Below are 17,321 nucleotides of genomic sequence, written 5' to 3'. Positions count from 1 at the left end.
GGGTGGGTCCGCCGTCGTCGCAGCGTGACCAGAGGATCGTCCGGCATGTACCGCAGCGGTGGTTGCTAAGGCCGATGATTAGCCCTCCTAAGGGGTGACTTGCCTCCATCGCCCGCGCGTGCAAGGGACGCAGCGCGCAACTGACCGTACGGCAATGCCGGGAACGGAGCGCGGGGCAGGAGGATGAGGACGATGCAGTTCGACGTGGTGATCGTGGGTGCCGGACATGGCGGTGCGCAGGTGGCGGTGATGCTGCGCACGCAGAAATTCGAAGGCAGCATCGCGATTATCGGCGACGAACCCGAACTTCCCTATGAACGCCCGCCGCTGTCGAAGGAATATTTCGCCGGCGAGAAGGAATTTGAACGCATCCAGCTGCGCCCCGCCAAATATTGGGACGAGCGCGAAGTGACGATGTTGCTCAACACGCGCGTCGTCGCGGTCGATTCGGTTGGCCATCATGTGACCACCGAAGCGGGCGAGACGATCGGCTATGGCAAGCTTGTCTGGGCAACCGGTGGAGCGCCGCGCATGCTGCCGATCCCCGGCGGCGACCTTCCCGGCGTGCAGGGCGTGCGCACCCGCGCCGATGCCGATGCGATGAAGGCGGCGTCCGAAACTGCGGGCCAGATCGTCGTTATCGGTGGCGGTTATATCGGGCTCGAGGCGGCAGCCGTGCTCACCAAGGCGGGAAAGAAGGTCGTGCTTTTGGAAGCGCTCGACCGCGTTCTTGCGCGCGTCGCGGGTGAAGAACTGTCGCGCTTCTATGAAAAGGAGCATCGCGACCATGGCGTCGATTTGCGGCTCGGCGTATGCGTCGAGGCGATCGAGGGCGAAACCCATGTCACCGGCGTCCGCTTGAACAATGACGAAGTGATTCCCGCCGATCTGGTCATCGTCGGTATCGGGATCATTCCCGCGGTCGAACCGCTGATCGCGGCGGGCGCCGAGGGCGGCAATGGCGTGCGCGTCGATCGTCTCTGCAAGACCAGCCTTCCCGATATTTACGCGATCGGCGACTGCGCCGCGCACGAAAATGACTATGCCGAGGGTGCGGTTATCCGGCTGGAATCGGTGCAAAATGCCAATGATCAGGCGAATGTCGTCGCCAAGGGCATCGTCGGCGCCGAAGCGCATTATCACGCCATCCCCTGGTTCTGGTCGAACCAATATGATCTGAAGCTCCAGACCGCCGGCCTGTCGACCGGGCACGACCAGGCGGTGTTGCGCGGCGATCCGGCGACGCGCAGCTTCTCGGTCGTCTATTTGAAAGGCGGCAAGGTCATTGCGATCGACTGCGTCAATGCGACCAAGGATTATGTCCAGGGCCGCATGGTTGTCACTGCGGGGATTCAGGCAACCGCCGAACAGGTCGCCGATGCCGAAACGCCCCTGAAAACGCTGCTCCCCGCCTAAACGCTACTCCCCGCCTCAGGCGGGGAGCGCGCATCTTTACCAGTTGATCGTTATGCCGGCCGTTCCGGCGAGCCGTCGGCTGCGCGGACCGTCGGCGTTCATGCCATAATCGCCCTTCACATGCAGGCCGATATTCTTGCCGAGCCATGCGACCAGTCCCGCCCCGGCCTCGAATTCGGTGCGGCCGAGGTCGGTGCGGATCGGATTGTCGCCAAAGCGCGTCGTCTGCGTGCCCGAGAATCCGTGGCGCAAACTGGCGTGGACATAGGGCTGGAACCGGCTGCTCTCGCCTGGATAATCACCGTGCAGGCGGAAGCCGAAACGGCCCGTGAACGCATCGCCCGAGGCGAAGGAGATGGTCGAGAATATATCGGCCTGATTATCGAGCGACACGCGCTGCCACACAATCTGCGCCTGCGGTTCGAGCGTCCAGCGTCCCGATAGCGCGATCGGATAGCCCGCTTCGAGCGAGGCCGCGATGCCCTTTCCGTCGATGTCGATGGCCAGCCCGCTGTCGGCGACCGTTTCGCCGTCGAACCAGCTATATTGGACCACCGTGTCGACATACCAGCCGTTCGCGCCGACCAGCGTCGCATAGCCCGCCAGATTGGTACTCTTGGTGTCGATACGGCCGACGGTCAGATCGTTCCAGCCGAGCGAGCGGCCGCGCGTCGTGCCGTTCATTTCGGCGCGGCCGATGAAGATGCCGGCGCGGATGCGCGTACCATCCTCATCGCCCATCCCGATCAAATCCTGACCGATCTGGAAACCCTGAAGGTCGCCGTCGAACGATGGCGCGACATCGCCATCCCATTTGATCTCGGCATCTTCGCCCAGCACACGGCCCCAGCTTGCCGGCAGAATGTCGCCATCGCGGCGGAGCAGCGATTGGTCGCCCCGCCGGGCGTGGAAGGTGCTGAGCGTCGCGGCCGCCAGATGGTGCGCGACCGGCACCGCGACGACATAGGCCGGAACCTCGGGGCGATAGAGCGGAATGGGCTCGCCCACTTCGCCGATCTGGGGCGTAGCGCCCTCGGTCGGAGGTTCGATGGCCGACGGTCCGGTGGGAATTGGCGCGGGCTCAGTCGGGGGTTCGGGCGTCGGAGCCGGGGGATCGGGTTCTAGCGCCGGTGGCGGTGCGGGTGGTGTCGGCGGGGCCGGGTCGATAACCTCGACCGGCGGGGCGGGGTCGACCGGGTCGGGGTTTCCGGGTGTCGGTTCGGGCGGCAGCTGCGCGGGTGGGGGAACGGGTGGTGGTGGCGGTGGTGCGGGCTCAGGCGCTTCGGGTTCGGGCGGCGGGGGTGCAGGCGTCAGCGGCGCCGGCGCCGGGGCGACTTCGGGCGGCGTGACTGCCGGGGGCGGGGTGACGATCGTCGAGCGCAGATACCAATTGTCGCCGGTGCCTGCGGTCACGCCGCCCTTGAACAGATAATATTCGAACGCGCCGACCGCGACGCGGTGGTTGGGGGCAAAGGCGCCACTGGCGGTCGTTGCGCCGTTCAGCGTTTCGACGACCATGATCCCGTTCTGCAACGACGCAGCGCCGGTGCCGCCGGCGTTGAGGATGGTGACCCCCGTCGTGCCTGATGCTGCGCCGCCGTCGATGACGAGCCGGTCGGACGCTGAGCTATCGTCGCCCAGCACCGTGTCGAGGAGGAGCAGGCCGCCGTTGCCCACATAATTGCCCCTGACCGTAAAGCGGTCGCCGGTGGTGTTGCCGCCATTGGTCAGGTCGATGCGTCCGGCGTTGATGAGCGTCGCGCGCTGGCCGGCGGTGAAGCCCGCGATCCCGCTTTGCGCGCCGCCGCCAAAGATCGTGCTCGACGCGTCGAGAGCGAAGGTGCCGGTGCCTGTCCCACCATCGCCAAGGACCAGCATGGTGTCGAACAGTAGCTCGGTGTCATCGGTCGCGTCGATCCGTTCCCAGCCGTCGAAGCGCGCGACATTGCCGGTCGACACATTGTCGAAGACCAGCGCGTCGGTGCCGGAGCCGCCGCTGACCTGCGGGGTGGCGCCGAGATGCGCGTTGGTCAGACCGGCAAGCCGGGCGGTGTCATTGTCGTCGCCCATGTCGATGATGCCATGGACGACGCCGCCGCGGTCCCAGACGAAACTGTCGGTTCCGGCGCTCATCCGAACCTCGCCGCCGACCGAGCCGCCGGTGATGGTGACGCTGTCGGTGCCGCCCGAAACGCTGATATTACCGCCGATCGTACCGCCCGAGATGATGATCATATCATTGCCGAAACCGGTGACGAGGTTGCGGTCGATCGTCCCGCCCGACATGTCGAACAGATTGTCGGCGAGCTTCATATTGACGCGGCCGATGCGGCCCCCCGTCATCCGCGCAATGTCGCCATCGTCAAAAGCATCGACGATCCGGCCGCCTGACATGAAGAATGTGTCGAGATCGCCGCCCTGGTTGAGCGCGCCGATCTCGCCGCCGGTCATGTTGAAATCGTCGAGGCCAAGGCCCTGCTGCACGGTGCCGGTGACCTTGCCGGCGGAAATGTCGAAGACATCGTCGCCATTGCCCTGATCGACCGCACCGGTGATCTGCCCCGATCCGATCGAAATGCGGTCAACCCCGGCGCCGAAGGTCACATTGCCGGTGATCGTGCCGGTTCCACCGGTGGGGAGGGTGAGCCGATTGTTGCCGCCGGGATCGTTCAGACCGGCGGGCGCGGTGCCGCTGTCGCACAGATGATTGTCGTCGCCCGCGGTCGGCACGAGATTGCAGTCCGCCAATGCTGGCGTGGCATAGCCGAAGGCGAGCAGAATAACGGCGGTGATGAGCGGCCGGCCGGAAGCAGGCCGGGGGAGACGGGTTCCGATCATAACAGACATTGGCTTTCCCTCTGTTCTTGAAGGCGCGGCCTGGTCCCTTTCTTCCGCCAAGTTGCCGGAAGAAGATGCGCGGTTTCCAAGGCATAACTTATGCCGGGGATTAGGCAATTGCTAATGAGACGAGGCGTTTACCCTATTGTCCCGCGGAACTAGGCCGTGTTGACAAAAGACTTCAGCCATAGGCGCGTAGCGGCGAGGTTGAGGAAGCTCTCGAACGAGAGCAGGGTTTTGTCATAGCGGGTTGCGATGCGTCGTTGCTGTTTGAGTTTGCCGAACATGCGCTCGACGCGGTTTCGGTCCTTGTAGCGGCGATAGTCGGGATGCTCTGGCACCTTGCGGTTCGAGCGAGGCGGGATGATCGGCAGGATGCCCCGGGTCAGCAGGCTTTCCCGGAAGTGATCACCATCATAACCCTTGTCCGCGAGCAGCGCCTTGGGCGTGGCGGCGGGGATCGCCATCAGCGGTTCGGCAGCGGTGTAATCGGAAGCCTCGCCGCCGGTGAGGATGAAGCCGACAGGCAGTCCTTGATTGTCGCAGCGGGCGTGGATTTTGCTCGTAAAGCCGCCGCGTGATCGACCAAGAGCGTTCGCACAAGCCCCCCTTTTCCGCCCGCTGCCGAGACATGGCCGCGAACGCTGGTGCTGTCGATCATGTGTTGCCAGTCGTCGGTCAGACCCAGATCGACCAGTGTTTGCAGCAGGGCATCCCAGACACCCTGTTCGGCCCAGCGACGGAAGCGCACATAGACCGAGTTCCACTTGCCGTAGCGCTCGTGCATGTCGCGCCAGGGGCAGCCGACCCGCAGCACGTGAAGCATTCCATTGAGGAAGCGCCGGTTATCGCCCGCCGGCCGCGCCCAGCGACCGCGCTCAGGCGGCAGTAGCGGCCCGATCAGATCCCACTCCGCGTCCGACAAATCCCCGCGACCCATGACTGCCCCTCAAAAAGCAGTCTTGAATCAGAACAAGGCGGGTTTGGGAATCCCTTTTGTCAACACGGCCTAGGCAGGTGGTAACTCACCTTGCGTTGGCGGGCCGTCGCCCAATGCGCTTTTCAGCGTCGCCTTGATGTTGCGGAGCAGGCGGCGCAGTGCGATGATCACCACGACCGCGGCGGCGCCCAACAGGATCGCGATGATGATCGCGATCGAAGGATAGGCGATCGCAAGCGCGAGCAAACCCGTCGTCGCGATATCCTCGCTGGTTGAAACCACCGCATTGCTGAAGGGCTCGGGGCTGATGTTGACGACCGCGCGTGTCGTCGCCTTGGCGCCATGGCTGAGCAACGCGCCACCACCACCGAGCAGGAAGGCGATGACCTGCCAGGCCGGGTCGGACGAATCGACGAGCGCGAGCGCCAGTAGCGCGCCGCCGAGCGGGCGGATGAAGCTGTGGACCGCATCCCACGCCGAATCGACCCACGCGACCTTGTCGGCCAGAAATTCCGCTGCGGTGCCGATGGTCGCAACGCCGAGGACCCAGGGATTGGCAAGTATCTGAAGGGCTTGCAAATGTTCGGGTAGCGGAAGCCAGCCGAAATGCATCGCGATGCCGGTCGCCAATATCGTCAGATAGAGCCGCCATCCGGCGAGCAAGCTGAGGCTGCCCGCGACGCCCAAAATCTCCACGATCCCCATGGCCCGTTCCCCCTGCGCCGTGTCGGACCCCATCTTGCACCCGAGTCGCTTCCCCCGCAATGGTCAGATGACAAGCCGTCGAAGCACGGTTATCGCTTTGTCCATGAACGAAATCACGCCGCCGTCCACGCTGCCCGATGGGGCCATTCCCGCCGCGACTTTGGTGATCATGCGGCCCGCCGACGACGGCGGCCCCGACGAGATTTTGATGGTCAAGCGCTCGGTGAAAATGGCCTTTGCCGCTGGCGCGGTTGTCTTTCCGGGCGGGCGCATCGATCCCGACGATTATGTCGTCGCGCACCGGCATGGCTATACCGAGGGCGACGTCGAGGGCGCAGCGCGGGTTGCCGCGATCCGCGAGACGCTGGAGGAGACGGGGCTGGCGGTCGGCTGGCCGGGGCTCGCCGAAAAGGACATCGCCGGGGTGCGGAAGGCGCTGCTCGCCGAAATATTGCTGTCGACGATGTTGGAAGAGCGCGGCGACCGACTCGCGCTAGACTCATTGGTTCCCTTTGCGCGCTGGTGTCCCAATTTCAAGGAAGCCCGGACTTTCGATACGCGATTCTTTGCGGTCGCCGCACCGCCGCACAGCCAAGAGCTGACGGTCGAGGAGGCGGAGCATAGCCATATTTTCTGGGCGAGTGCGCGGGACACGCTGGCGATGGCCGATCGCGGGGAAGCGTCGGTGATCTTTCCGACCCGCCGCAACCTCGAGCGTCTCGCTCAGACCCCCGATTTTTCCAGCTTTTCCGACCATGCTGGGCAATTTTCCATCGATTTGATCACCCCCTGGATCGAGGATCGCGACGGCGGATCGCACCTGTGTATCCCGGGCCATCTTGGCTATCCTGTGACGAGCGAGCCCCTCGACCGCATCCGCAGGGGGTGAAAAGCCGATCGCGCGAGGAGTTTTTCCTGCTTTAGCAATTTCATAAGAATTCCGGGCTAGTTCAAATCGTCGTTGCATTTGCCGACGGCCTTGCCTAGACGGGCAGTGCAGAAGCAGACTGGGGACCATTTCTCTGGGCTGATTCGAAGAAACCATACCAGTGGACGGAGAATATGATGAACCTGCTTAAGAAAGCTGCGATCTCTCTCGCAGCAACCTCGATGATCGCAGCTCCCGTTGTCGCATCGGCTGCTCCCGCAGCTCGTGCCGCTTCGACGGTTGACGGTGAAAGCGAACTGGGCGGCTCGAGCTGGATCATCGCCCTCGTCGCGCTGGTCGCCATTGTCGGTGGCATCATCATCGCAACCGACAACAACGACGACGCACCGACCAGCCCGTAATTTCGGCGGTCGATATAGTTTCCGCAAGGGGCTCCAGACTATGTCTGGGGCCCTTTGTTCGTTTGGCGATATGTTGAAGGTCACGAGTCCCGACGGTTGCCGTGCCCGAGCCTAAAGTGTGATGCCGCGGATCGTGCGGGACCGGGACAGCGGAATAGCCTGGCGTGCGCGACGAACTGCATCGCTGGCAACGGGAGCAAGGGTCAGGCTGTAACCGGCGGCACCGTCCGATTCCGCTTCGGCCAGTACGGCTCCCCAAGGGTCAATGGTCAGGCTGTGGCCAAAGGTCGCGCGTCCGTCGGCATGGGCGCCGCCCTGCGCTGCCGCCAGGACGTGACAACCGGTCTCGATCGCTCGTGCGCGCAGCAGGATGTGCCAATGGGCCTCGCCGGTCGATACGGTGAAAGCAGCGGGAACGGCGATGACGTCGGCGCCGCGATCGACCAGTGCGCGATAGAGTTCGGGGAAACGCAGATCGTAACAGATGCTGAGGCCGAGGCGGCCGACGGGCGTATCGACCACGACCAGTTCGCTACCACCGGCATAGGCGGCCGATTCGGTCCAATTCTCACCGCTGGGCAGCGTGACGTCGAACATGTGGATCTTGTCATAACGGGCGCGGATGCTGCCGTCGGCGGCGATCACATGGCTGCGGTTCACGCGCCGTTCGCCCTCGTCGGCGAGCAAGGGCATCGATCCCGAATGGAGCCACAGGCCGTGCTGCCGCGCCATATCCTGCAGCGCGGCAGGCCATGGGCTTTCACCCTCGCGCACGATATGCGCGGCCGACCGCTGCCGGTCGCGGTCGAGCAACAGCGACATCTCGGGAAGAAATGCCATCACGGCACCCTGTGCCGCCGCGTCAGCCAGCGCGCGGTCGATCACCGCCAGATTGACGTCGGGGTCGATGCCACTCGTCATCTGGACGAGCGCGGCGAGCGGGGCAGGGGGCGTTTCCATCGGACCGGGCTAGGACGATGCCTGGCGCAGGACAAGTGTCGCGACAGTTCAGTGGCCAGCAAGCTTTGATAGCGATAAGGTGGGCCAATGTTGATCTCTCCCGCGCCGACGCGCCGTTTCCTCCACACTCTCCTGCCAGCCTGCGCGGTCGCCGCCGCGTTACTGCTGTCGCCAGCCGGCGCCATCGCGCAGGATTCCGCGACTGCGGCGAGCCAGGGCAAGAATGACAGCTGGCTCTATGTCGGCAGCGACATTCCCCGCGATACCGCGTGGCAGTTCGGCGAACTGCCCAACGGGGTACGCTATGCTGTGCGCAACAATGGTGTCCCGCCGGGGCAGGTGTCGATCCGGGTGCGGATGGACGTCGGCTCGATGTTCGAAACCGAGGAGGAGCGCGGCTATGCCCATCTTCTCGAACATCTGACTTTCCGCGGGTCGGAACATATTCCCGATGGCGAGGCGAAGCGCATCTGGCAGCGGTTCGGGGTGACCTTCGGTAGCGATTCGAACGCGCAGACGACACCGACCCAGACGGTATACCAGCTCGACCTGCCCAGCGTGACCGCCGTCAATCTGGACGAAAGCATGAAATTGCTGTCGGGGATGGTCCGCGAACCGCGGATTTCGGAACTCGCTGTCGCTGCCGAGCGCGGGGTCGTCCAGTCCGAACTGCGCGAATCGGATGGTCCGCAAAAACGCATCGCTGACGCGAGCAGCGCGCATCTGTTCGCCGGCCTGCTGCTGGGCGACCGGTCGCCGATCGGTACCGTCGCATCGTTGGGCAAGGCGAGCGCGACCTCGGTCGCGGCCTTTCACCAGCGCTGGTATCGTCCCGAACGCGCGCTGGTGGTGATCGTCGGCGACGGCAGTACCGACGATTTTGCACGGCTGGTCGAAAAATATTATGGCGACTGGCGCGGAAATGGCGCCAATCCGCCGCAGCCCGATTTCGGCAAGCCCGATCCCAAAGCGCCCGAGGCGAGGGTAATTGTCGAGCCGAACCAGCCGCCTGCGCTGACGCTGGCGATGGTGCGGCCGTGGAAAAAGCGGATCGACACGGTAGAAAACACGCGGCGGCTTTATCTGGAGTTTATTGCACAGGCTTTGGTCAACCGACGGCTGGAAAATCGCGCACGCAGCGGCGGCAGCTATCTGGTTGCAGAGGTCGGGCAGGAATATGTCAGCCGCAGCGTCGATGTGACGACCGCGCAGATCGTCCCGCTCAGCGACTGGAAGGTCGCGCTGGCCGATGTCCGCGGAGTGATCGCCGATGCGATCAAAACGCCGCCGTCGCAGGCCGACATCGACCGCGAAGCGAATGAGATTGAAGCGTTTTTGCGCAAGGATCTGGAAAATGCGCGCAACGAACCCGGCGCCCGGCTGGCCGACGATATGGTACGCGCGGTCGATATTCAGGAAGTCGTGACCAGTCCGCAGGGACAGGTCGATATGTTCGCCGCGATCCGTGCCTCGGCGACGCCGCAGGTGATGCTCGACACCAGCCGTGCGGTGTTCAGCGCCCCGATCACGCGCGTCGTGCTGACGTCGCCAACGCCCATCGGCGGCGGCGACGGCGCGCTGCTCGCCGCGCTGAAGGCGCCAGCGACGCTTCGCGACGACCGGCTGACCGCCGGCAGCACGGATTTCAAAAAATTCCCCGCGATCGGCACTCCCGGCACGATCGCATCGACGACGCTGGTTCCGGGCCTGCGTGCCGAGCGGATCGAATTCGCCAATGGCGTGACCGCGCTGGTGTCGAACAACAAGGTCGAACCCGGCAAGGTGCGCGTCAATGTCCGCTTTGGTACCGGCAACCGTAGCGTTGCGGCCGATGCCCCCAATCTTTTGTGGACCGGTGATTATGCGCTCACCGCGAGCGGGGTAGGGCCATGGGGACAGAATGAGATTGATCAGGTAACTAACGGGCGCCAGATTCAGCTTAACTTCGCGATCGACGATGACGCATTCGAACTGTCGGCCGAAAGCAATCCCGCCGATATCGCCGACCAGTTGCGGCTGATCGCGGGCAAGCTCGCCTTTCCGCGCTGGGACGCCGCACCCGTCGATCGCATCCGCGTCGGCTATCTGACCGGATATGACCTCAACGACGCGACGCCCAATGCGGTACTCGACCGCAATTTGCGTGGCTGGCTGACTGGCAATGACCGCCGCTGGGCGGCGCCCGACCGGGCTGCGATCGAAGCGCTGACCCCTGCGACCTTCCGCGCCTTTTGGGAGCCGCGCCTCGCGAGCGGGCCGATCGAGGTGCAGATATTCGGCGATCTGGCGTCGGTCGATTATCGCCGTATCCTCGCCGAAACGCTCGGCGCGCTGGCGCCGCGCAAGGAAATCGCGCCTGCGGGCGGCAAGCGCGTTGCCTTCGCCAAGCCTGCGGCCACCCCGCAACTGGCCTATCATCGCGGCGAACGCGGGCAGGCAGCGGCGATGACGGCGTGGCCAACCAGCGGCGGCATTGCGACGCCGCGCGATGCCCGCGGGCTGGAGGTGTTGGCTGCTGTCTTTAACGACCGCTTATTTGACCGTCTCCGTGCCGAGCAGGGGGCGAGCTATGGTCCCGTTGTCGACAGCCATTGGCCGACGGGTTTTGACAGCGGCGGTTATCTGCTTGTCGGCAGCCTGCTCGCGCCCAAGGATGTGAATCGTTTCTATGGGATTGCGCGGGATATCGCCGCCGATCTCGTGGCCAATCCGGTGACGGCCGACGAACTGGCACGCAATGCGGGGCCGATCCGCGAACAGGTCGCGCGCGCATCGACGGGCAATGTCTATTGGATGTTCCTGCTCGAAGGCGCGACGCGGGACCCACGGGTCGCCGCCAACGCGCTGTCTATCGAACAGGATATTGCCTCGGTCACCGCCGCCGATGTCCAGCGGCTGGCGAAGCAATATCTGACCCCGCGGCGTCAATGGTCACTGGCGATCCTGCCCAAGGGGATGACGCTGACGGAGGCCGCAGCGCTGGACGTCGCAGTGACTCCGGCGGCGGGCGCGCGCTAGGCGCTTTCGCTGCCGGTTGGAGGCGTCCGCAGTTTCTGGATGCGCGGTTCGCGTTCCAGCTGGCCCTTGGTCATGATGTCGTGGCGCATCTTGGCGCGGACGTCGTGGATCGATGCAATCACCGGGCCCATCGCGACACCGAGGTCGATCAGCACCGCCTCGGCGAGTTGAAGCGAGCTTTCGAGCGTTTCGGGCACCGCGTCGCTCGCACCCGCTTGATAGAGGGCGGCGGCATGGTCGGCGCCGCGCGCGCGGCTGATGATCGGCAGGTCGGGATATTTCTGACGCAACTGACGCGTCATGCGCAGTTGCTGGACGGGGTCGTCCATGGTCAGCACGACCGCGTCGGCATGTTCGATCCCCAGCTTGTCGAGGCTTCCCGGCCGCGCGACGTCGGCGAAGCGGACGAGAAAGCCATCGCGCCGCGCCGCCGCGACGGTGTCGATATCGGCATCGACCGCAACATAGGGACGATTATGCTCGCGCAGTAATTCGGCGACGATGCGGCCGACGCGGCCGAAACCGACAATTACGGTGCGCCCTTCGGGGGTTTCAGGAATGGGGGCGCTATCGCTGCTGCGCATCTCGATCCGTCGCGAGATGTCGTGGCCGACGCGCGCGAGCAGCGGGGTGATCGTCAGGCCGATCGCGGTCACGAGCTGCCAGAATTCGGCGGTGCTGCGGCCGATGATCTGCGCCTGGAGCGCGGTCGCGAGGACGATCAGCGTCGTTTCCGACGGGCTGGACATGAGCAGGCCGACCTCGGCCGCGGTGCCACGCCGCGCGGTGCCGGAAAAGCGCAGCAAGGCGGCGGTGACGATCGCCTTGATCAATATGACCCCGGCCACCGCTGCGACGAGCTGGGGCCATTGTTCGGCGATCGTCTTGAGGTTCAGGCCCATGCCGACACTGATGAGGAACACCCCGAGCGCGAGGCCCTTGAACGGCGCGGTGATCGCCTCGACCTCGCCATGATATTCGGTTTCGGCGATCATCAACCCGGCAAGCAGCGCCCCGACGATCGGTGACAAACCGACCGCGGCGGTCGCCAGCGCCGCGACGATGACGACAAGCAGGCTGGCGGCGAGGAAGAGTTCGGGATTCTTGGCGCGCGCCGCCTGCGCGAAGATACGCGGCAGCAGAAACCAGCCCGCGATCGCGAGCGCTGCGACGACGACCACACCCTGCCACAGCGTGGTCAGCAGCAGTTCGGTGCTGTTGGCGGCCGCATTGGGCGCGAGCGCGCCGAGAATGAAGATGATCGGGACGATGGCCAGATCCTCGAACAACAGCATCGAGAAGGAGGCACGACCAACTGCCGATTTGGTCCCTGCGATCGGTAATACCAGCGCGGTGGAGGAGAGGGCGAGAGCGATGCCCAGCCCGAAGGCGGCAGGGGTCGAATAATCTGTGAGCAGCATCAGCGCGCCGCCAAGGATCATCCCGCCGAGCAGCAATTCGGCCGCGCCGATCCCGAACACCAGTTTGCGAAGCTGCCACAGGCGGCGGAACGAGAGTTCGAGCCCGATCGAGAAGAGCAGCAGGATGATGCCAAATTCGGCGAAGAGCGCGATATCTTCGGTCGAGGCGATGGTGACATGTTTCAGCCACGGATAATCGCCGGTGAGCGCGCCGAGCCCCGATGGCCCGACGAGCAGGCCGACGAGGATGAAGCCGATGACGGGGGTGATGCGAAAGCGCGCGAACGCCGGAATGACGATGCCTGCGGCACCGAGGACCACCAGCGCGTTGCCGAGGGCCGATGTTTCTGTTTCTGATACCATTGGGGCCGACCTTATGCAGGCCGGCCCCGGTTGGCTAGTCGTCTATGTCAACCTATTCGGTTGTTTCAGGCCTTCATTGCCACTTCGAGATTTTCGACGATCGCCTCGAAGAAGCCTTCGGTGGTCAGCCAGTTCTGGTCGGGGCCGATCAACAGCGCCAGATCCTTGGTCATCTTGCCGCTTTCGACGGTGTCGACGCAGACGCGCTCGAGGGTTTCGGCGAACTTCGTCACCTCGGGGGTGTTGTCGAGCTTGCCGCGATGCTTGAGGCCGCCGGTCCAGGCAAAGATCGACGCGATCGGGTTGGTCGAGGTCGCCTTGCCCTGCTGGTGCATGCGATAGTGGCGCGTGACGGTGCCGTGCGCGGCTTCGGATTCGACGGTCTGGCCATCGGGGGTCATCAGCACGCTGGTCATCAGGCCGAGCGAGCCAAAGCCCTGCGCGACGGTATCCGACTGAACGTCGCCGTCGTAATTCTTGCAGGCCCAGACGAACTTGCCGCTCCATTTGAGCGCCGATGCGACCATGTCGTCGATCAGGCGATGCTCATAGGTGATGCCGGCTGCGGCGAACTTGTCCTTGAATTCGGCGTCGAACACTTCCTCGAACAGATCCTTGAAACGGCCGTCATAGGCTTTCAGGATCGTGTTCTTGGTCGACAGATACACTGGCCACTGGCGCGCGAGGCCATAGTTCAGGCTGGCGCGCGCGAAGTCGCGGATCGAATCGTCGAGATTGTACATCGCCATCGCGACGCCCGACGACGGGAACAGGAACACTTCTTCATCGATCAGCGTACCGTCTTCGCCTTCGAACACCAGGCGCAGCTTGCCGGGACCGGGGACGCGGAAATCGGTCGCCTTATACTGGTCGCCAAATGCGTGGCGGCCGACGACGATCGGGTCGGTCCAGCCGGGAACGAGGCGGGGGACATTCTTCATCACGATCGGTTCGCGGAAAACGACGCCGCCCAATATGTTGCGGATCGTGCCGTTCGGCGACTTCCACATTTTCTTGAGGCCGAATTCCTCGACGCGCTGTTCGTCAGGGGTGATCGTCGCGCACTTCACGCCGACGCCATGCTTCTTGATCGCATTGGCGGCATCGACGGTGATCTTGTCGTCGGTCTCGTCGCGCTTTTCGATGCTGAGATCGTAATAATGCAGGTCGATATCGAGATAGGGCAAGATCAACCGTTCGCGGATCCATTGCCAGATGATCCGGGTCATTTCGTCGCCGTCGAGTTCGACGACCGGGTTGGCTACCTTGATCTTGCCCATAATAGTGCCTTTTTCCTTGGGGAGTCGGATTTGCACGCGCCTTAGGCAATGCGGCGCAATTGTTCAACTGTCGTTGCCGGTCGATGTTACCCATATCCCATTGTCAGTGCGGGACGGCGGCCCTAGAAGAACGCCATGTCCACAACCATCTCTTCCAACCGCCCCGGTGGCGGTATCAAGTGGCGCTGGCCGTCGATCCATCCCGAAGGCCGCAAGTTCCTTCTGATCGCCGCGATCGTGACCTTATGCTTCTGGCTGCTCGGCTGGGAAATCCTCGGCTGGCTGATGGCCGGCGTGACCGCTTGGGTCGGCGCCTTTTTTCGCGACCCGGTACGGATCACCCCGACCGGAAACGATCTGGTGATCGCCCCCGCCGACGGGCTGGTGACGCAAATCGCCGAGGTCCTGCCGCCGCCCGAAATCGCCGGGCTCGACGGGCTGGGCGACGCGCCGATGCTGCGCGTGTCGATTTTCATGAGCGTCTTCGACGTCCATATCAACCGCACCGCGGTCGCAGGGACGTTGCGCAAGCTCGTCTATATCCCCGGCAAGTTCCTGAACGCCGACCTCGACAAGGCGAGCGAGGAAAATGAGCGCCAGCATTTCGTCGTCGAGCGCGCCGACGGGGTCCGCATCGGCTTTACCCAGATTGCCGGCCTCGTCGCGCGGCGCATCATGCCCTTTGTCAGCATGGGCGCCGAGCTTTCGACCGGCCAGCGCGTCGGCCTGATCCGTTTTGGCAGCCGCGTCGACGTCTATCTGCCTGCGGGTACGACGTCGCAGGTCTTGCTCGGCCAGCGCACGCTCGCCGGAGAAACCATCGTCGCGCGGATCGGCAAGGCCGAAACGATCGACGGTGTCGGGCAATAATGTGCCGGATGCCAAGCTGACCGAAGACGGGCAGACGGTGCCCGATAGCGAGCGTCGCCGGATCGGCGGTATCCCGCTGCGCGCCTTTGCCCCCAATGCGATCACGATCCTGGCGCTTTGCTCTGGCCTGACCGGGGTTCGTTTCGCGATCGACGGCGAATGGGCCGCCGCGATCACGATGATCATCGTCGCCGGCGTGCTCGACGGAATGGACGGGCGTATTGCCCGGCTGCTTCGCGCGCAAAGCAAATTTGGCGCCGAACTCGATTCGCTGTCCGACGTGATCGCCTTTGGCGTGGCGCCGGCGATGATCCTGTTCTTCTGGTCGCTCGATGAGGCACCCAAATTCGGCTGGACCGCCGCGCTCGCGCTTGCGGTCTGCTGCGCACTCCGCCTCGCGCGCTTCAATTCGCGCATGGATGCCGATTTTCAGCCGCACAAGTCGGCCGGTTTCATGACCGGTATTCCGGCACCTGCCGGGGCGGGGCTGTCGTTCGTTCCCGTCTATCTGTGGCTGGTGACCGACAATGACCTGTTTCGCCAATGGTATGTCGTCATGCCCTGGGCGCTTGGCATCGCGATGCTGATGATCTCTGCCATCCCCACCTATAGCTGGTCGTCGATCCGCCTGCGTCGTTCGTGGCGCATCTTTGCACTGGCGGGTGTCGGCTTGTTTGGTGCGGCGATGGTGACGGCGCCCTGGTGGACCCTGCTCGCAGTGTGCGCGCTCTATATGATTGCGCTGCCCTTTGGCCTCGCCAGCTATGCGAAGGTCAGGCGGCGCGGCTGAACTGCGGCTGAGGGCGGGCGGCATTGCGAATCGGGCGTGCGCCGGTCCGGCGCAGCGGCAGGACGCGCGGTGCGGGGCCTGATTTCGGTGCGACCGCGATAGGGAAGGCGCCTTCGCCGAGCAGTGCCGACAGGATCGCATCTTCATTGGATTTCAGCATCGCGACGATCACGGTGATGCCGAGCCCGGCGGCGACGGCGAAAAGGAGAGCGGCTGCGACCTGAACCATGATCTTGTCCTTCCGGTTTTTTCGTGCGAAAACCCTGGTGTCGATGGGACGGCCTCGCTGATGCTTTTGTTCCATGTTCCCTTTTTGTTCTCAAGCGTTTTGCGACGAACCGAGTGCGATTGTCGTCGTGCCGCAATTTCGCGCGCATCGATATTGAGGGCTTCAGCCGAGCAAAAGGCCTGCTTCCCCCTTGCTTTTCACGGTAAGGGCGTTTAACGGCCCGGCCATTCCACATGGAAGGCGCACATAAACCGGTGCCGGGACCATCCCTCGCGGATGCCTCGGTTCTTGCTTTCCAGAGGACCAACCGGAAGGAGAAAGACTATGGCGGCCCCTGTCGTCACGATGCAGAATCTTATCGAAGCTGGCGCCCACTTCGGCCACCAGACCCACCGTTGGAACCCGCGTATGAAGCCGTATATCTTCGGCGCGCGCAACGGCATCCACATTCTTGACCTGTCGCAGACCGTTCCGCTTTTCGCGCGCGCTCTCGAATTCGTCGCCTCGTCGGCGGCTTCGGGCGGCAAGGTCCTGTTCGTCGGCACCAAGCGCCAGGCACAGGGCCCGATCGCCGATGCGGCTCGCGCTTCGGGTCAGCACTTCGTCAACCATCGCTGGCTGGGCGGCATGCTCACCAACTGGAAGACGATCTCGGGTTCGATCAAGCGCCTCAAGATGCTCGAAGAGCAGCTGTCGGGTGACACCTCGGGTCTGACCAAGAAGGAAGTCCTCAACAAGACGCGCGAGCGCGACAAGCTCGAAATGTCGCTCGGCGGCATTCGCGACATGGGCGGCATTCCCGACGTGATGTTCGTGATCGACGCGAACAAGGAAGAGCTGGCGATCAAGGAAGCCAACGTCCTTGGTATTCCTGTCGTTGCGATCCTCGATTCGAACGTTTCGCCTGACGGCATCGCATTCCCGGTTCCGGCGAATGATGACGCCGCCCGTGCGATTCGCATGTATTGCGACGCGATCGCCCAGGCTGCGACCCGTGGCGGCCAGCAGGCCCGCGCCGATCGCGGCGAAGACCTTGGCGCCGCCGTGAACCCGGTTGCCGAAGCTGTGCTGGTCGAAGAAGCTGCACCCGCTCCGGTCGTGACCGAAGACGAACAGGTTCCGGCCGCAGCGGCCGCTGAAACCGAGCGCCAGAGCGACGCATAAGTGCGCCTGACGTGACCCCGGCGGCGGCGGCATTCGT

General features: G+C 64.0%; 13 protein-coding genes and 1 pseudogene. 7 read left to right on the top strand and 7 right to left on the bottom strand.

Features of this window, described 5'->3' with window-relative positions:
* Positions 1-192 precede the first annotated feature (192 nt).
* The gene (locus tag CDQ91_RS13600; protein WP_088473376.1) at positions 193-1,416 is read left to right on the top strand and encodes an NAD(P)/FAD-dependent oxidoreductase; all 1,224 of its coding nucleotides are present in this window, start codon (positions 193-195) and stop codon (positions 1,414-1,416) included.
* Between the two features lie 36 nt (positions 1,417-1,452).
* On the opposite strand, the gene CDQ91_RS13595 is transcribed toward CDQ91_RS13600, so the two are convergent.
* From CDQ91_RS13595 to CDQ91_RS13585, 3 genes and pseudogenes are all read right to left on the bottom strand, one after another.
* A complete protein-coding gene (locus CDQ91_RS13595; RefSeq protein ID WP_088473269.1) occupies positions 1,453-4,263 on the bottom strand; it encodes an autotransporter family protein in 2,811 nt (936 codons plus the stop codon).
* A gap of 149 nt (positions 4,264-4,412) precedes the next feature.
* Positions 4,413-5,194: pseudogene (locus CDQ91_RS13590) on the bottom strand (IS5 family transposase).
* Between the two features lie 69 nt (positions 5,195-5,263).
* Entirely contained in the window at positions 5,264-5,899 is a 636-nt protein-coding gene (locus CDQ91_RS13585; protein WP_088473268.1) for a DUF4126 domain-containing protein, read from the bottom strand.
* Between the two features lie 103 nt (positions 5,900-6,002).
* Here CDQ91_RS13585 and CDQ91_RS13580 point away from each other — a divergent pair, with 103 nt between their 5' ends.
* Entirely contained in the window at positions 6,003-6,788 is a 786-nt protein-coding gene (locus CDQ91_RS13580) for an NUDIX hydrolase (RefSeq protein WP_088473267.1), read from the top strand.
* Positions 6,789-6,961: 173 nt separating this feature from the next.
* The gene (locus tag CDQ91_RS13575) at positions 6,962-7,189 is read left to right on the top strand and encodes a hypothetical protein (protein ID WP_237245983.1); all 228 of its coding nucleotides are present in this window, start codon (positions 6,962-6,964) and stop codon (positions 7,187-7,189) included.
* 111 nt (positions 7,190-7,300) lie between these two features.
* Here CDQ91_RS13575 and CDQ91_RS13570 read toward each other — a convergent pair whose 3' ends face one another.
* Positions 7,301-8,149, bottom strand: a complete 849-nt coding sequence (locus CDQ91_RS13570; protein WP_088473265.1) for a carbon-nitrogen hydrolase family protein — start codon at positions 8,147-8,149, stop codon at positions 7,301-7,303.
* Positions 8,150-8,236: 87 nt separating this feature from the next.
* Here CDQ91_RS13570 and CDQ91_RS13565 point away from each other — a divergent pair, with 87 nt between their 5' ends.
* A complete protein-coding gene (locus CDQ91_RS13565) occupies positions 8,237-11,167 on the top strand; it encodes a M16 family metallopeptidase (protein ID WP_088473264.1) in 2,931 nt (976 codons plus the stop codon).
* On the opposite strand, the gene CDQ91_RS13560 is transcribed toward CDQ91_RS13565, so the two are convergent.
* Together CDQ91_RS13560 and CDQ91_RS13555 are read right to left on the bottom strand one after the other, a co-directional pair.
* Positions 11,164-12,951: a cation:proton antiporter domain-containing protein gene (locus CDQ91_RS13560; RefSeq protein WP_088473263.1), complete on the bottom strand. Its 1,788-nt coding sequence runs from the start codon at positions 12,949-12,951 to the stop codon at positions 11,164-11,166. The genes CDQ91_RS13565 and CDQ91_RS13560 overlap by 4 nt on opposite strands.
* Before the next feature lie 65 nt (positions 12,952-13,016).
* Positions 13,017-14,231: an NADP-dependent isocitrate dehydrogenase gene (locus tag CDQ91_RS13555; protein WP_088473262.1), complete on the bottom strand. Its 1,215-nt coding sequence runs from the start codon at positions 14,229-14,231 to the stop codon at positions 13,017-13,019.
* Between the two features lie 135 nt (positions 14,232-14,366).
* On the opposite strand from CDQ91_RS13555, the gene CDQ91_RS13550 reads away from it, so the two are divergent.
* Positions 14,367-15,101 carry a phosphatidylserine decarboxylase gene (locus tag CDQ91_RS13550; protein WP_088473261.1) on the top strand — a complete coding sequence of 245 codons (735 nt, stop codon included), beginning with the start codon at positions 14,367-14,369 and terminating at the stop codon, positions 15,099-15,101.
* Positions 15,088-15,891, top strand: a complete 804-nt coding sequence (locus CDQ91_RS13545; RefSeq protein ID WP_419722566.1) for a CDP-alcohol phosphatidyltransferase family protein — start codon at positions 15,088-15,090, stop codon at positions 15,889-15,891. The genes CDQ91_RS13550 and CDQ91_RS13545 overlap by 14 nt, the downstream gene beginning before the upstream one ends.
* On the opposite strand, the gene CDQ91_RS13540 is transcribed toward CDQ91_RS13545, so the two are convergent.
* Positions 15,875-16,120 carry a hypothetical protein gene (locus CDQ91_RS13540; RefSeq protein ID WP_088473375.1) on the bottom strand — a complete coding sequence of 82 codons (246 nt, stop codon included), beginning with the start codon at positions 16,118-16,120 and terminating at the stop codon, positions 15,875-15,877. The two genes, CDQ91_RS13545 and CDQ91_RS13540, sit on opposite strands and share 17 nt — an antisense overlap.
* Positions 16,121-16,444: 324 nt before the next feature.
* Between CDQ91_RS13540 and rpsB the strand changes: the two genes are divergently transcribed.
* Entirely contained in the window at positions 16,445-17,284 is an 840-nt protein-coding gene (rpsB, locus tag CDQ91_RS13535) for a 30S ribosomal protein S2 (protein WP_088473260.1), read from the top strand.
* Positions 17,285-17,321: the final 37 nt, after the last annotated feature.

The sequence above is a fragment of the Sphingopyxis witflariensis genome (assembly GCF_002205635.1).
GTDB classification, from domain to species: Bacteria; Pseudomonadota; Alphaproteobacteria; order Sphingomonadales; family Sphingomonadaceae; genus Sphingopyxis; species Sphingopyxis witflariensis.
The sequence above is the reverse complement of the archived record's forward strand: the minus strand, read 5'-3'. Positions and strand labels throughout refer to the sequence as shown.

Bases quoted from the DNA above. Each gene is read 5' to 3' on its own strand.
- CDQ91_RS13600 (WP_088473376.1), top strand. From the start codon at position 193: ATGCAGTTCGACGTGGTGATCGTGGGTGCCGGACATGGCGGTGCGCAG.
- CDQ91_RS13560 (WP_088473263.1), bottom strand. From the start codon at position 12,951: ATGGTATCAGAAACAGAAACATCGGCCCTCGGCAACGCGCTGGTGGTC.
- CDQ91_RS13550 (WP_088473261.1), top strand. From the start codon at position 14,367: ATGTCCACAACCATCTCTTCCAACCGCCCCGGTGGCGGTATCAAGTGG.
- CDQ91_RS13555 (WP_088473262.1), bottom strand. From the start codon at position 14,231: ATGGGCAAGATCAAGGTAGCCAACCCGGTCGTCGAACTCGACGGCGAC.
- CDQ91_RS13585 (WP_088473268.1), bottom strand. From the start codon at position 5,899: ATGGGGATCGTGGAGATTTTGGGCGTCGCGGGCAGCCTCAGCTTGCTC.
- CDQ91_RS13570 (WP_088473265.1), bottom strand. From the start codon at position 8,149: ATGGAAACGCCCCCTGCCCCGCTCGCCGCGCTCGTCCAGATGACGAGT.
- CDQ91_RS13565 (WP_088473264.1), top strand. From the start codon at position 8,237: ATGTTGATCTCTCCCGCGCCGACGCGCCGTTTCCTCCACACTCTCCTG.
- CDQ91_RS13540 (WP_088473375.1), bottom strand. From the start codon at position 16,120: ATGGTTCAGGTCGCAGCCGCTCTCCTTTTCGCCGTCGCCGCCGGGCTC.
- CDQ91_RS13575 (WP_237245983.1), top strand. From the start codon at position 6,962: ATGATGAACCTGCTTAAGAAAGCTGCGATCTCTCTCGCAGCAACCTCG.
- CDQ91_RS13580 (WP_088473267.1), top strand. From the start codon at position 6,003: ATGAACGAAATCACGCCGCCGTCCACGCTGCCCGATGGGGCCATTCCC.
- rpsB (WP_088473260.1), top strand. From the start codon at position 16,445: ATGGCGGCCCCTGTCGTCACGATGCAGAATCTTATCGAAGCTGGCGCC.
- CDQ91_RS13595 (WP_088473269.1), bottom strand. From the start codon at position 4,263: ATGTCTGTTATGATCGGAACCCGTCTCCCCCGGCCTGCTTCCGGCCGG.